General features: G+C 45.9%; 15 protein-coding genes. 14 read left to right on the forward strand and 1 reads right to left on the reverse strand.

Annotated features, from left to right (window positions below):
- Positions 1 to 58 precede the first annotated feature (58 nt).
- Positions 59 to 1,465 carry a chromosomal replication initiator protein DnaA gene (gene dnaA, locus R7E38_RS19195; RefSeq protein WP_005378835.1) on the reverse strand — a complete coding sequence of 469 codons (1,407 nt, stop codon included), beginning with the start codon at positions 1,463 to 1,465 and terminating at the stop codon, positions 59 to 61.
- A 412-nt stretch (positions 1,466 to 1,877) separates the two neighbouring features.
- Here dnaA and R7E38_RS19200 point away from each other — a divergent pair, with 412 nt between their 5' ends.
- The 14 genes from R7E38_RS19200 (at position 1,878) to R7E38_RS19265 (ending at position 14,044) form a co-directional block, all read left to right on the forward strand.
- Complete coding sequence (locus R7E38_RS19200) at positions 1,878 to 2,624, forward strand: amino acid ABC transporter substrate-binding protein (protein ID WP_005378831.1); 747 nt, start codon at positions 1,878 to 1,880, stop codon at positions 2,622 to 2,624.
- A 114-nt stretch (positions 2,625 to 2,738) separates the two neighbouring features.
- Positions 2,739 to 3,410, forward strand: coding sequence for an amino acid ABC transporter permease (locus R7E38_RS19205; RefSeq protein WP_005378829.1), 672 nt, complete (start codon positions 2,739 to 2,741; stop codon positions 3,408 to 3,410).
- The gene (locus R7E38_RS19210) at positions 3,407 to 4,144 is read left to right on the forward strand and encodes an amino acid ABC transporter ATP-binding protein (protein ID WP_005378827.1); all 738 of its coding nucleotides are present in this window, start codon (positions 3,407 to 3,409) and stop codon (positions 4,142 to 4,144) included. The genes R7E38_RS19205 and R7E38_RS19210 overlap by 4 nt, the downstream gene beginning before the upstream one ends.
- A gap of 242 nt (positions 4,145 to 4,386) precedes the next feature.
- The gene (rpmH, locus tag R7E38_RS19215; protein WP_005378825.1) at positions 4,387 to 4,521 is read left to right on the forward strand and encodes a 50S ribosomal protein L34; all 135 of its coding nucleotides are present in this window, start codon (positions 4,387 to 4,389) and stop codon (positions 4,519 to 4,521) included.
- A gap of 46 nt (positions 4,522 to 4,567) precedes the next feature.
- A complete protein-coding gene (gene rnpA, locus R7E38_RS19220) occupies positions 4,568 to 4,891 on the forward strand; it encodes a ribonuclease P protein component (RefSeq protein ID WP_005394102.1) in 324 nt (107 codons plus the stop codon).
- Positions 4,858 to 5,115: a membrane protein insertion efficiency factor YidD gene (yidD, locus tag R7E38_RS19225; RefSeq protein WP_005378822.1), complete on the forward strand. Its 258-nt coding sequence runs from the start codon at positions 4,858 to 4,860 to the stop codon at positions 5,113 to 5,115. The genes rnpA and yidD overlap by 34 nt, the downstream gene beginning before the upstream one ends.
- A 2-nt stretch (positions 5,116 to 5,117) precedes the next feature.
- Positions 5,118 to 6,740, forward strand: a complete 1,623-nt coding sequence (gene yidC, locus R7E38_RS19230; RefSeq protein WP_005383834.1) for a membrane protein insertase YidC — start codon at positions 5,118 to 5,120, stop codon at positions 6,738 to 6,740.
- Positions 6,741 to 6,870: 130 nt separating this feature from the next.
- Positions 6,871 to 8,232 (forward strand): tRNA uridine-5-carboxymethylaminomethyl(34) synthesis GTPase MnmE, encoded by a 1,362-nt coding sequence (gene mnmE, locus R7E38_RS19235; protein WP_158173538.1) that lies wholly within the window; start codon positions 6,871 to 6,873, stop codon positions 8,230 to 8,232.
- A 100-nt stretch (positions 8,233 to 8,332) separates the two neighbouring features.
- Complete coding sequence (gene mioC, locus R7E38_RS19240) at positions 8,333 to 8,767, forward strand: FMN-binding protein MioC (RefSeq protein ID WP_005378900.1); 435 nt, start codon at positions 8,333 to 8,335, stop codon at positions 8,765 to 8,767.
- 477 nt (positions 8,768 to 9,244) lie between these two features.
- Positions 9,245 to 11,140: a tRNA uridine-5-carboxymethylaminomethyl(34) synthesis enzyme MnmG gene (gene mnmG / locus R7E38_RS19245; RefSeq protein WP_005378901.1), complete on the forward strand. Its 1,896-nt coding sequence runs from the start codon at positions 9,245 to 9,247 to the stop codon at positions 11,138 to 11,140.
- Positions 11,140 to 11,775, forward strand: coding sequence for a 16S rRNA (guanine(527)-N(7))-methyltransferase RsmG (gene rsmG / locus R7E38_RS19250; RefSeq protein WP_005378902.1), 636 nt, complete (start codon positions 11,140 to 11,142; stop codon positions 11,773 to 11,775). Before mnmG ends, rsmG begins: the two co-directional genes overlap by 1 nt.
- A gap of 10 nt (positions 11,776 to 11,785) precedes the next feature.
- A complete protein-coding gene (locus R7E38_RS19255; RefSeq protein ID WP_005383838.1) occupies positions 11,786 to 12,559 on the forward strand; it encodes a ParA family protein in 774 nt (257 codons plus the stop codon).
- 24 nt (positions 12,560 to 12,583) lie between these two features.
- Entirely contained in the window at positions 12,584 to 13,465 is an 882-nt protein-coding gene (locus R7E38_RS19260) for a ParB/RepB/Spo0J family partition protein (RefSeq protein ID WP_017821562.1), read from the forward strand.
- Positions 13,466 to 13,654: 189 nt separating this feature from the next.
- Entirely contained in the window at positions 13,655 to 14,044 is a 390-nt protein-coding gene (locus R7E38_RS19265; RefSeq protein ID WP_005378921.1) for a F0F1 ATP synthase subunit I, read from the forward strand.
- Positions 14,045 to 14,049: the final 5 nt, after the last annotated feature.

The following is a 14,049-nucleotide window of genomic DNA, read 5'->3' on the forward strand; positions in this document are numbered from 1 at the left end:
GCTCTTTACGCTGTCAGCTCAATAAATGATTTGCTTAGAATACCGTTATTCTAACCGATTACGAAGACAGGGTGCGAATCAAGTTAGAGTAATCTTCTTTAATGTCGTGGCTCTCTTCACGCAGCTGCTCAATCTTGCGACAAGCATGAAGTACGGTCGTATGATCGCGGCCCCCAAACGCATCGCCAATTTCAGGCAAACTGTGGTTGGTTAGCTCTTTTGCTAACGCCATAGCCAGCTGACGAGGACGCGCTACAGAACGAGAACGACGCTTAGACAGCAAGTCCGCTACTTTAATCTTGTAGTATTCCGCCACTGTCTTTTGAATGTTATCGATTGTCACAAGCTTCTCTTGTAGAGCAAGCAGATCGCGCAGCGCTTCACGAACAAAATCAATCGTAATTGGACGGCCAGTAAAGTTCGCGTTCGCAATAACACGGTTCAGTGCACCTTCTAGCTCACGAACGTTCGAACGCAGACGCTTGGCAATGAAGAATGCCACTTCATCAGCAAGGTGGATTTGGTGATCTTCAGCTTTTTTCATCAAGATCGCCACACGCGTTTCAAGCTCAGGCGGCTCGATCGCAACAGTAAGACCCCAACCAAAGCGAGATTTAAGACGATCTTCAACGCCATTAATTTCTTTAGGATAACGGTCAGACGTTAGAATGATCTGCTGATTACCTTCCAATAGTGCGTTGAAGGTATGGAAGAATTCTTCTTGTGAACGTTCTTTATTAGCAAAGAATTGGATGTCATCGATAAGGAGCGCATCCACGCTGCGGTAGTAGCGTTTGAATTCTTCAATCGCATTGTTTTGCAGTGCTTTCACCATGTCTTGCACAAAACGTTCTGAGTGCATGTAGACCACTTTTGCGTTCGGGTTGTTATCCACAATCGCGTTACCCACCGCATGCAATAAGTGGGTTTTACCCAAACCCGTGCCGCCGTATAGGAATAGTGGGTTGTAAGCTGCACCTGGGTTATCCGATACCTGACGCGCCGCAGCCAAACCCAGTTGGTTCGACTTACCTTCAACAAAGTTATCGAACTTGTGTTTTGGGTTCATGTTTGAGCGGTGATTGATAGCCGCAATCGCTTGAGCGTCGTCATCCCAGGTTTTGTGTACTGGCTTACGCGCCTGTAATTGCGCAGGTGCAGATGACTCGGCAGCCACATCTGCAGGCGTACGTGTCGGCGCTGGTTTTGGTGCAGAGACAGGTCGGCTCCCCACTTCAAAACGTAAGTTAGGAATATCGCCACCGCAGTATTCCTGCAGTAAGCGAGTAATATTGTTCAGATACTTATCACGCACCCAGTCCAACACAAAGCGGTTTGGCGCGAATAGAGTGAGAGTATTGTCATTGAGCTCCGCTTGTAGCGGACGAACCCACATGCTGAATTCTGTAGCTGGTAGCTCTTCTTGAAGCTGCTGCAAACATTGCAGCCAAAGCGAAGATGACACGGTGCCCCCACTGAGTAATTGAATTATCGGAAAAGACTGGCAATTTTACCTGTTGATAACCAAGATCGCCAGCGATTGATCGACGATCCAGTGAATAAGATCCAAGTTATTCACAATTATTTCTGCAAACTTGATGAGATCAACACACCTTGCCCCAAATTTGCCCACACAACGATCCACAATTGGGCAAAATTCACAAGATCGAGCGATTGGTGATAAGTCTGTGTATTATTTTATTCCCAATGCTGATTTTGTCGATCATTTCGCTAGGTTCAGTTCGCTTTTTCGTCACATTTAACATTCTTCTTCTATTATCTAATAACTCACAGGTCTAGGTTATTGCTCTTGGTTATTTATTTAATTGAGCTAACTAACAGTAGTATTTCCAACCATAAAATTATGGAGATGTATTATGAAAAACTGGATTAAGGTTGCCGTTGCAGCCATTGCACTGTCGGCAGCAACCGTACAAGCCGCTACTGAAGTCAAAGTTGGTATGTCAGGTCGCTACTTCCCGTTTACTTTTGTAAAGCAAGACAAGCTACAAGGCTTTGAAGTCGACATGTGGGATGAAATCGGTAAACGTAACGATTACAAAATCGAATACGTAACAGCCAACTTCTCTGGTTTATTTGGTCTTTTAGAAACTGGTCGTATCGATACGATCTCCAACCAAATCACCATGACTGATGAGCGTAAAGCTAAATACCTATTTGCTGACCCTTACGTTGTAGATGGCGCACAAATTACCGTGCGTAAAGGCAACGACAGCATCAAAGGTGTTGACGATCTTGCGGGCAAAACCGTTGCGGTGAACCTAGGCTCTAACTTTGAGCAACTGCTGCGTCAATACGACAAAGACGGCAAGATCAACATTAAAACGTACGACACAGGTATCGAACATGACGTGGCGCTCGGTCGTGCAGACGCGTTTGTAATGGATCGTCTTTCTGCGTTAGAGCTGATTAAGAAAACTGGCCTTCCTCTGGAATTGGCAGGCGAACCGTTTGAGACCATTCAAAACGCATGGCCTTTCGTTGACAACGAGAAAGGTCGTAAGCTGCAAGAAGAAGTAAACAAAGCACTGGCTGAGATGCGCGCAGATGGTACAGTAGAGAAAATTTCCGTGAAGTGGTTTGGCGCTGACATCACGAAATAAGAACTCTTTGTACTTTAGGCCGCAAAGTGGTATCACTCTCGGACTAAAATAAACTTACGTAAAGGTGGAACTTGTTTTCCACCTTTTCTTTTCTCTAGCCTTTAGGTAAGCCGTATGGGATTTGACTTTAATTACATGTTGGAACTGCTGCCGATATTGCTGAAATATCTTGGCACAACCATGGAAATGGCGACATGGGGATTGGTGTTTTCGCTGATTTTATCCGTCATTTTAGCCAATATTCGCGTATTTAAACTGCCAGTTCTGGATCAATTAAGCCAACTGTACATCAGCTTCTTCCGTGGCACCCCACTGTTGGTTCAGCTTTTCCTGCTTTATTACGGCTTACCGCAAATTTTTCCATTGATGGTCGGTATCGACGCCTTTTCAGCAGCGGTTATCGGTTTAACGCTGCACTTTGCCGCTTATATGGCGGAAAGTATTCGTGCCGCCATTATTGGCATTGATCGCAGCCAAATGGAAGCGAGCTTATCGGTCGGTATGACGACATCCCAAGCAATGCGCCGAGTGATTTTACCTCAAGCAACGCGTGTCGCACTGCCTTCATTGATGAACTATTTCATCGATATGATCAAGTCAACGTCTCTCGCTTTCACGCTTGGTGTGGCCGAAATCATGGCGAAAGCACAGATGGAAGCCTCATCAAGTTTCCGTTTCTTTGAAGCTTTCCTTGCGGTTGCTCTTATTTACTGGGGCGTGGTGGTAATTCTGACTCGCGTACAAATCTGGGCAGAAGCAAAACTGAATAAGGCGTACGTACGATGATTAAGTTAGAAAATATTCACAAACGTTTTGGTGAGACTGAAGTGCTGAAAGGCATCGACCTCGATATTAAGCAAGGTGAGATCATCGTGATTATCGGCTCAAGTGGTACGGGTAAATCAACCTTGCTGCGTACGGTGAACTTTCTAGAACAAGCAGATGAAGGTCGTATCACGATAGATGACATCTCCGTTGATACTCAAAAACACACTAAAGCCGAAGTATTAGCGCTGCGTCGTCGAACTGGCTTTGTGTTCCAAAACTATGCCCTGTTTGCCCACATGAATGCGCGCCAGAACATTGCCGAAGGTCTAGTGACCGTTCGAGGTTGGAAAAAAGCCGATGCTCTCAAACGAGCGCAACAAATTCTGGATGACATCGGCCTTGGGGATAAAGGTGATAGTTATCCAGCGGCATTGTCTGGCGGCCAACAACAACGTGTGGGTATCGGCCGAGCGATGGCGCTGCAACCAGAACTGCTGTTGTTTGACGAACCAACTTCTGCGCTGGATCCTGAATGGGTCGGTGAAGTTCTCTCATTAATGAAGAAGTTAGCTAATCAGCATCAAACCATGCTGGTGGTGACGCACGAGATGCAATTCGCGAAAGAAGTCGCTGATAGAGTGATCTTCATGGCGGAAGGCAATATCGTTGAGCAAGGTTCTCCACAGGATATCTTCGATAATCCACAAGATCCTCGTTTGAAAAAATTCCTTAACCAAGTAGGAATAGAGTAACGATCAAGCATCAGGATCGATTGATCCTTGAGATTTTACTCACACTACGTATAATCGCCCGGCCGGAATTTCGTACTCATTGAGTCATTGACACATTATGTGAGTGTGATTACAATTCCGCCTCTTTGTTGAGAGGCGTCGGTTGTCCTTCTCTATATAAAGAGCTTCTTTATATAAGAAAGCAAATACCCACGCCGGGTTTAACAAGAACCTAAAACTACTGATCAGTAAAGGTAATTATCATGAAACGCACTTTTCAACCTACAGTTCTAAAGCGCAAGCGTACTCACGGCTTCCGTGCTCGCATGGCAACTAAGAACGGTCGTAAAGTTATCAACGCACGTCGTGCAAAAGGCCGTGCGCGCCTATCAAAATAATCGCTAGTTTATTTTGAACACGTACGCGTTTAATCGGGAGTTACGTTTGTTAACTCCCGAGCATTATCAAAACGTCTTCCAGCAAGCTCATCGAGCTGGCTCGCCTCATTTCACCATCATTGCTCGCAATAACAAACTTTCTCACCCACGATTAGGTTTAGCGGTTCCCAAAAAGCAAATCAAAACGGCTGTCGGTCGTAACCGATTTAAGCGTTTGGCTCGTGAAAGCTTTCGTAACAATCAACATCAGCTTCCAAACAAAGATTTTGTTGTGATTGCGAAGAAAAGCGCGCAAGATTTAAGCAATGAGGAAATTTTTAAGTTGTTTGATAAGCTATGGCAACGCCTGTCTCGCCCTTCACGTGGATAGCCATTGGGCTCGTTTATCTGTATCGCTGGTTTATCAGCCCTTTGATTGGTCCTCGTTGCCGGTTCACACCAACCTGTTCCACTTACGCGCTAGAAGCTTTGAGAGCTCACGGTTTTGTAAAAGGATGTTGGTTATCAGGCAAACGTCTATTAAAATGCCACCCTTTGAATGAAGGGGGGTATGACCCCGTTCCACCAGTCCAAAAACAAGACAGAGATAACTAACGATGGATTCTCAACGTAATATCCTGCTCATCGGTTTGGCCCTGGTTTCTTTTTTGCTGTTTCAACAATGGCAAGTTGCAAAGAATCCAGAACCTCAAGCAGTTGAACAGGCTCAATCAAGCAGCACTCTACCTGCACCATCTTTTGCTGATGAACTTGACCCAGTTCCTGGTCAACAGCAAGCTTCTGCAAAAACTATCACAGTAACGACTGATGTTTTAACTCTGTCGATCGACACCGTTGGTGGCGATGTGGTACATGCCAACCTTAACGAATACTCTGCTGAGTTAGATTCATCAGATTCCTTTGTTCTGCTTAAAGACGCTCAAGGTCACCAATTTATCGCTCAAAGCGGTCTAGTGGGTCCTCAAGGTATCGACTTGAGCAGCACAAATCGCCCTCACTACAACGTAAGTGCAGACAGCTTCACAATGGCTGACGGTCAAGATGAACTTCGCGTTCCGATGACATTCACTGCAAACGGCATCGAATACACCAAAACTTACATCTTTAAACGCGGCAGCTACGCGCTTAATGTTGAATACGATGTAGTGAACAACTCAGGCAACAACGCAACATTTGGTATGTACGCTCACCTACGTCAAAACCTAATGGACGATGGTGGTAGCATCACAATGCCTACTTACCGTGGTGGCGCATACTCAACAGAAGATACGCGTTACAAGAAGTACAGCTTTGATGATATGCAGGATCGCAACCTGTCTCTTAACCTAGCCGATGGCCAAGGTTGGGCAGCAATGATTCAGCACTACTTTGCCGCAGCTTGGATCCCACGTAACGAACCAGGTACTAACCTATACACTCGTGTAATTGGCAACCTAGGCGACATCGGCGTTCGTATGCCAAACAAAACTATCGCAACAGGCGATCAGGCTAAGTTTGAAGCAACACTTTGGGTTGGTCCAAAACTGCAAGATGAAATGGCAGAAGTGGCACCTAACCTAGACCTAGTAGTGGACTACGGCTGGTTATGGTTCATTGCGAAGCCTCTTCATATGTTGCTTTCATTCATCCAGAGCTTTGTTGGTAACTGGGGTGTGGCAATCATCTGTCTGACCTTCATCGTTCGTGGTGCAATGTACCCACTAACAAAAGCGCAATACACGTCTATGGCGAAAATGCGCATGCTACAGCCTAAGCTGCAAGCAATGCGTGAGCGTATCGGTGATGACCGTCAGCGCATGAGCCAAGAAATGATGGAACTGTACAAGAAAGAGAAAGTGAACCCACTAGGTGGTTGTCTACCTCTTATCCTACAGATGCCTATTTTCATCGCACTATACTGGGCGCTAATGGAATCGGTAGAGCTACGTCACTCACCATTCTTCGGTTGGATTCATGACCTTTCAGCGCAGGACCCTTACTACATCCTGCCGCTATTGATGGGTGCGTCTATGTTCCTAATCCAGAAGATGAGCCCGACAACGGTAACGGATCCAATGCAGCAGAAGATCATGACCTTTATGCCGGTTATGTTTACCTTCTTCTTCTTGTTCTTCCCATCAGGTCTCGTTCTGTACTGGTTGGTGTCGAACATCGTAACGCTTATCCAGCAAACTCTGATCTACAAAGGATTAGAGAAAAAAGGCTTACACAGCAAGTAACCTTTTAGGAAATGATTGAGAAAGGCGGCCAAAAGGTCGCCTTTTTGTTTTTGGCTGATTACAATTCAGCTAATTAATTGTGATGGCTCCCTAGGTATCTTCCCTATAGCCCAGCTCAAAAGGCAAAATTATGACTACAGATACGATTGTCGCTCAAGCGACCGCGCCTGGTCGTGGCGGTGTCGGTATTATTCGAGTTTCTGGCCCTAAAGCCAACCAAGTGGCGTTAGAAGTCACTGGCAAAACACTAAAGCCCCGCTACGCAGAGTACCTGCCGTTTAAGTCAAAAGATGGCACTGTGCTTGATCAGGGCATCGCACTGTACTTCCCTAACCCACACTCATTTACCGGTGAAGACGTACTTGAGCTGCAAGGCCATGGCGGCCCTGTCGTGATGGATATGCTGATAAAACGCATTCTAGGTATAGATGGTATTCGAGCTGCTCGCCCTGGTGAGTTCTCTGAACGCGCATTTCTGAACGATAAACTCGACCTCGCTCAAGCCGAGGCGATCGCAGACCTCATTGATGCCAGTTCTGAAGAAGCAGCAAAATCGGCACTGCAATCCTTACAGGGCGCATTTTCAGGCCGCATTAATACCTTAGTTGAGTCGCTGATTCATTTGCGTATCTATGTTGAAGCAGCCATCGACTTCCCTGAAGAAGAGATCGACTTTTTGGCCGACGGTAAAGTGGCTGGTGACCTACAAGCCATCATCGACAACCTAGATGCGGTGCGCAAAGAAGCTAACCAAGGCGCTATTATGCGTGAAGGGATGAAAGTCGTGATTGCGGGTCGTCCAAACGCGGGCAAATCAAGCCTACTGAACGCACTATCGGGTAAAGAGTCTGCAATCGTAACCGACATCGCAGGAACCACGCGTGATGTACTGCGTGAGCATATCCATATTGATGGCATGCCTCTGCACATCATTGATACAGCAGGTTTGCGTGATGCTTCCGATGAAGTAGAGAAAATCGGTATCGAACGCGCGTGGGATGAAATAGCCCAAGCAGACCGCGTGTTGTTCATGGTGGATGGCACGACAACCGATGCCACCGATCCGAAAGATATCTGGCCAGATTTTGTGGATCGCCTACCAGACAACATTGGTATAACTGTGATCCGTAATAAAGCGGATCAAACGGGTGAAGATATGGGGATCTGCCACGTCAATAACCCTACCCTTATCCGTTTGTCAGCGAAGACTGGTGCAGGGGTTGAAGCTCTGCGCGATCATCTCAAGGAGTGTATGGGCTTCTCTGGCAACAGTGAAGGTGGGTTTATGGCTCGTCGTCGTCATCTCGATGCATTAGAACGTGCCGCACAGCACCTTCAAATAGGCCAGGAGCAGCTTGAAGGCTATATGGCTGGTGAAATATTGGCTGAAGAGCTACGCATCACCCAACAACATCTCAATGAGATTACCGGTGAGTTCAGTTCTGACGACTTACTGGGACGAATCTTCTCTTCATTCTGTATCGGGAAGTAAATAATCGAACGCGCGGTGCTGAGCTTAACTCACACCGCGTTTCTTTTTGTACGGCAAGCCATCCATGAGCTTTAGCCGTCGCATTCAATAAGGAAGAAGTATGATCCACATTATTACAGGCAGCACGTTAGGTGGCGCAGAATACGTAGGGGATCACCTGAGTGATCTACTCAACGAGAATGGATTTGAAACAACGATCCACAACCAGCCTTCCCTCAGTGATATCGAAAATCAAGGTACGTGGTTGGTGATCACCTCTACACATGGAGCTGGTGAGTATCCTGATAATATCCAACCTTTTATCGCAGCATTACAAAATACACCGCCAAAAATGACTGATGTAAAATTTGCGGTGATTGCGATTGGTGACTCTAGCTACGATACGTTCTGTGCCGCTGGTCAACACGCTTATGATTTATTAGAGGATATTGGTGCAACCCCTCTCGCAGATTGCTTTAAAATCGATGTACTGAGCCATGATGTGCCAGAAGACGCCGCAGAGATGTGGTTAAAAGAGAATATCGAACGTTTTTAAACTCACGACTTTCCCTTCAACAGAGTCGAAATTCGGCTCTGTTTTCTCCCATGTGAATAACTCCCACCAAATTATTTTGTTTAACCGCTCAAAAACCAACCAAACAGACTGTGGATAACTACAATAAGATCCAGTGATTTTCCTTTAGTTATCCCAATAACAACTTTGATCAATTTTATCCCCTGTGTATAACCACCACTTTTGATCCCAGGTAATCCTCGATCTGATCCAATCATGATCACAAGATATGATCCAAAGAAGATCCATGATCTTGTTGATCATTTTTAGGTTATCCACAGAAACGGTCGATCCTAATAGTAGATCTAATAAAAGATCATATATATAGATCTTATATATATTTATCTTGAAGCTTAAAACGGATAAAACGAGAAAACGTTTTTCTCTCTGGCATAAAGCAGGTAAAATACGGCTCCTTTATCTGTCCATTAAATCCCTTTGAATACCTGAGGTCAGTTCATGCTTTATCACGAAAACTTTGACGTCATTGTTGTCGGTGGCGGACACGCAGGAACGGAAGCCGCGCTCGCATCTGCACGCACAGGACAAAAAACGCTTCTCCTTACCCATAACATCGATACATTAGGCCAGATGTCTTGTAATCCGGCGATCGGTGGTATTGGTAAAGGTCACTTAGTAAAAGAAGTAGATGCTATGGGCGGTTTGATGGCTGAAGCCATCGACCATGCAGGTATTCAGTTTCGTACACTAAATGCCTCCAAAGGTCCTGCAGTACGAGCAACTCGAGCTCAAGCCGATCGCGCTCTGTACAAAGCGTACGTTCGTAATGCATTAGAAAATGCGCCTAACTTAACGTTGTTCCAGCAGTCAGTTGATGATCTGATTGTTGAACAAGATCGCGCAGTTGGTGTGGTAACTCAAATGGGACTTCGCTTTCATGCGAAAGCCGTTGTGCTAACCGTGGGTACCTTCCTTGGTGGTAAGATCCACATAGGTATGGAAAGCTCGTCTGGTGGTCGTGCCGGGGATCCACCATCGATCGCATTAGCGGATCGACTGCGTGAACTGCCGTTCCGTGTGGATCGTTTAAAAACAGGTACTCCACCGCGCATTGATGCTCGTACTGTTGATTTTTCAGTGCTAGAAGCTCAGCACGGTGATAACCCAACGCCTGTATTCTCGTTCATGGGCAAACGTGAACAGCATCCGCGTCAGATTCCATGTTTCATCACCCACACCAATGAACAAACTCACGATGTGATCCGCAGTAACTTGGATCGCAGTCCAATGTACGCAGGTGTGATTGAAGGTATTGGTCCTCGTTACTGTCCGTCTATTGAAGACAAAGTGATGCGTTTCGCTGACAAAAACAGCCACCAAATCTTCATTGAGCCAGAAGGCCTAACCACGCACGAGTTATACCCTAATGGTATCTCGACCAGCTTGCCATTTGATGTGCAAGTACAAATCGTGCGCTCAATGAAAGGGTTTGAAAATGCACACATCGTTCGCCCAGGTTATGCGATTGAATATGATTTCTTCGATCCACGTGATTTGAAGCAAACGTACGAGACGAAGTTCATCCATGGTTTGTTCTTTGCTGGCCAGATTAATGGTACGACTGGCTACGAAGAAGCCGCAGCGCAAGGCTTGATGGCGGGCCTAAACGCAAGCTTGTTTAGCCAAGACAAAGAAGGCTGGAGCCCACGTCGTGACCAAGCTTACATGGGCGTGTTGATTGATGACTTATCGACCATGGGTACCAAAGAGCCGTACCGCATGTTCACTTCTCGTGCGGAATACCGCCTGCTGCTTCGTGAAGATAACGCCGATTTACGTTTAACGGAAAAAGCGCGCGAGCTAGGCTTGATTGATGATGTTCGTTGGGCTCGCTTTAACGAGAAAATCAACAATATGGAAACGGAGCGTCAGCGTTTGAAAGCAACGTGGATGAATCCGAAATCAGAGGGGGTTGATGAGCTGAACAAGCTGCTGAAAACCCCAATGGCCCGTGAAGCGAGTGGTGAGGATCTTCTGCGTCGTCCAGAGATCACTTATTCGCAACTGACGCAACTTGAAGCGTTTGCTCCTGCACTTGAAGATCAGCAAGCGGCTGAGCAAGTTGAAATTCAAGTGAAATACGATGGTTACATCAAGCGTCAGCAGGAAGAGATCGAAAAATCACTGCGTCACGAAAATACCAAGTTACCTGCTGATTTGGATTACCGCGATGTAAAAGGTTTATCAAACGAAGTCGTTGCTAAACTGAGCGAGGCCAAACCAGAGAGCATCGGTATTGCATCACGCATTTCTGGTATTACGCCTGCTGCAATTTCTATTCTACTTGTTCACTTGAAAAAGCATGGTTTGCTGAAGAAAGGTGAGGAAGAATAATGAGCGCATTGCGAACAAAGCTGGATTCACTGATCGCGAAAACCGATTTGGAAGTGTCAGAACAGCAACGAGAGCAGTTAGTTGGTTATGTCGAACTGCTCGACAAATGGAACAAAGCGTACAATTTAACATCGGTACGTGATCCGCTTGATATGTTAGTGAAACATATTCTTGATAGTATCGTTGTAAGCGCACACCTGCCCGGTGAGCGCTTCATTGATGTTGGTACTGGTCCGGGGTTACCGGGCATCCCTTTGGCAATAATGAACCCTGAGAAAACCTTCTTTTTGCTCGACAGTCTTGGCAAACGCATTCGTTTTATCAAGCAAGTCGTGCACACATTAGGGCTGAAAAACGTGACACCAATTCAAAGTCGCGTCGAAGAATTCCAACCTGAAGAAAAATTTGATGGCGTTTTGAGTCGAGCTTTTGCTTCAATGACAGACATGGTGGAATGGTGCCACCATTTGCCGAAACAAGAGCACGGGGTGTTTCTAGCGCTGAAAGGACAGCACCCTAAAGATGAAATGGATCAGCTTCCTGAATGGTGCAGTGTGACAGAGATCATATCTTTGGCTGTTCCTGAGTTGGAAGGTGATCGTCATCTAGTAATCTTATCGCGCAAGGAAAATTAGCGAGGTAATCGTGGGTAAAATTGTAGCAATCGCCAACCAGAAAGGTGGGGTCGGCAAAACAACAACGTGCATTAACTTAGCGGCTTCGATGGCGGCAACAAAGCGCAAGGTTTTGGTGATCGATCTCGACCCGCAAGGCAATGCTACGATGGCCAGTGGCGTGGATAAGTATATGGTCGACGCCACCGCATACGATCTTTTGGTCGAAGATACACCGTTCGATCAAGTCGTTTGTACCCAAACAACAGGGAAGTATGATTTGATCGCGGCGAACGGAGACGTAACCGCGGCAGAAATCAAATTGATGGAAGTTTTCGCTCGTGAAGTGCGTCTAAAAAATGCATTGTCGTCAGTTCGCGATAACTATGATTTCATCTTTATTGATTGTCCTCCTTCTCTAAACCTTCTTACAATCAATGCGATGGCGGCAGCTGACTCTGTGCTGGTGCCGATGCAATGTGAATACTTTGCGTTAGAAGGTTTAACTGCTCTTATGGATACAATCAGCAAGTTAGCGGCTGTTGTGAATGAAAACCTCAAAATCGAAGGTTTATTGCGTACCATGTACGACCCACGCAACCGCTTATCGAATGAAGTATCCGATCAACTTAAAAAACACTTTGGGAATAAAGTTTACCGTACTGTCATTCCGCGTAATGTTCGTTTGGCTGAAGCACCAAGTCACGGTAAGCCTGCAATGTACTACGATAAGTACTCCGCAGGTGCCAAAGCGTATCTTGCTCTAGCGGGCGAAATGCTCCGCCGCGAAGAAATCCCAGTTTAACTCTAACCTAAGGAATTCAATCCCATGTCTAAGCGTGGTCTCGGAAAAGGACTGGATGCGTTATTGTCGACCAGTTCGTTTGCTCGTGAAAAACAGCATATTGCATCGCATAGCCAAGAATTATCGGCAGACGGTGAGTTAACCGATTTAGCGATTGGTCAATTGCAGCCGGGCGTATACCAACCGCGTAAAGATATGGCGCCTGAAGCGCTAGAAGAACTAGCGGCTTCGATTCAATCACAAGGCATTATTCAACCAATCGTGGTTCGCCAGGTCGAAAGTGGTCAGTTTGAGATCATCGCAGGTGAACGCCGCTGGCGTGCTGCAAGGCAGGCGGGTTTAAAACGCGTGCCGTGTTTGGTGAAAAAAGTTGAAGATCGTGCCGCCATCGCCATGGCGTTGATTGAAAACATTCAACGTGAAGACTTGAATGTGATTGAGGAAGCCCAAGCGCTTGAACGTCTACAAGATGAATTCACGCTGACACATCAGCAAGTGGCCGATGTGATTGGTAAATCAAGAACGACGGTGAGTAACCTATTACGTCTGAATCAGTTGGAAGTTGATGTAAAAGGTCTGGTTGCAGATAAAAAATTGGAAATGGGTCATGCTCGAGCTCTGTTAGCGTTAGAAGGCGAACAGCAAGTCGAAGTTGCTCAACAAGTGGCTAAGAAGCAAATGACTGTTCGCCAAACCGAACAGTTAGTAAAAAAGTGCTTAGCCCCACAAAATGAGCAAAAAGGGCAACAAGAGGATACCGAAGCCGAGCAAATGTCGCATAAATTGAGTCAGCTGCTTGATGCAAAAGTTTCTCTTACCCGTTCTGCAAACGGAAAAGCGAAATTGACGATAAGTCTTGATGAGCCTCACAAATTGGACCAACTAATTGCCAAGCTTGAGGCCTAGATGAGATAATTGATTTAGGTCAATTAATCTAATTAATCGAATTTTGTGCGAAAGTTGTCGTTTTGTAAACAAAACTGTAAGTTTTTGATGCAATCGAATTGCTTTACGTTGAACTGAACGTATAATTTTCGCCAATTTCCCAGCACAGAGAGTTAAGTGCGAAGTGGATATTACTAGAGGTACGAATACATGGTAGCTGCGTTAGCTAGACCAGGACGAGAGCTCGCAAGGCAATTGTTAATGATCCAGTCTGGCGCGGTTATTTTTGTGGCAGCAGGAATGGCGGTAGCCATAAATCCTGACTGGGGATTTTCAGCGCTGATTGGCGGAGGCATTTTTGTTGTTGCCAATGCAGTATTCGCGCTGTGTGCTTTCATGTTTAGTGGAGCTCGCGCTGCCAAGCGCATCGCTGCTTCCTTCTATACGGGTGAAGTACTGAAAATTCTCATCACGGTTGCACTGTTCTATGTTGCCTACATGTATATGCAGGTGGAACTTGTTCCCCTCAAACTAACCTATTTGCTGGTACTAGGTATTAATATCTGTGCACCAGTGCTATTCATTAACAACAAAAAATAGGATGA

It is taken from the genome of Vibrio sp. Vb2131 (assembly GCF_033338535.1).
In the GTDB taxonomy this organism is placed as follows: domain Bacteria; phylum Pseudomonadota; class Gammaproteobacteria; order Enterobacterales; family Vibrionaceae; genus Vibrio; species Vibrio alginolyticus.

Bases quoted from the DNA above. Each gene is read 5' to 3' on its own strand.
- R7E38_RS19200 (WP_005378831.1), top strand. From the start codon at position 1,878: ATGAAAAACTGGATTAAGGTTGCCGTTGCAGCCATTGCACTGTCGGCA.
- R7E38_RS19205 (WP_005378829.1), top strand. From the start codon at position 2,739: ATGGGATTTGACTTTAATTACATGTTGGAACTGCTGCCGATATTGCTG.
- R7E38_RS19210 (WP_005378827.1), top strand. From the start codon at position 3,407: ATGATTAAGTTAGAAAATATTCACAAACGTTTTGGTGAGACTGAAGTG.
- rpmH (WP_005378825.1), top strand. From the start codon at position 4,387: ATGAAACGCACTTTTCAACCTACAGTTCTAAAGCGCAAGCGTACTCAC.
- yidD (WP_005378822.1), top strand. From the start codon at position 4,858: ATGGCAACGCCTGTCTCGCCCTTCACGTGGATAGCCATTGGGCTCGTT.
- yidC (WP_005383834.1), top strand. From the start codon at position 5,118: ATGGATTCTCAACGTAATATCCTGCTCATCGGTTTGGCCCTGGTTTCT.
- mnmE (WP_158173538.1), top strand. From the start codon at position 6,871: ATGACTACAGATACGATTGTCGCTCAAGCGACCGCGCCTGGTCGTGGC.
- mioC (WP_005378900.1), top strand. From the start codon at position 8,333: ATGATCCACATTATTACAGGCAGCACGTTAGGTGGCGCAGAATACGTA.
- mnmG (WP_005378901.1), top strand. From the start codon at position 9,245: ATGCTTTATCACGAAAACTTTGACGTCATTGTTGTCGGTGGCGGACAC.
- rsmG (WP_005378902.1), top strand. From the start codon at position 11,140: ATGAGCGCATTGCGAACAAAGCTGGATTCACTGATCGCGAAAACCGAT.
- R7E38_RS19260 (WP_017821562.1), top strand. From the start codon at position 12,584: ATGTCTAAGCGTGGTCTCGGAAAAGGACTGGATGCGTTATTGTCGACC.
- R7E38_RS19265 (WP_005378921.1), top strand. From the start codon at position 13,655: ATGGTAGCTGCGTTAGCTAGACCAGGACGAGAGCTCGCAAGGCAATTG.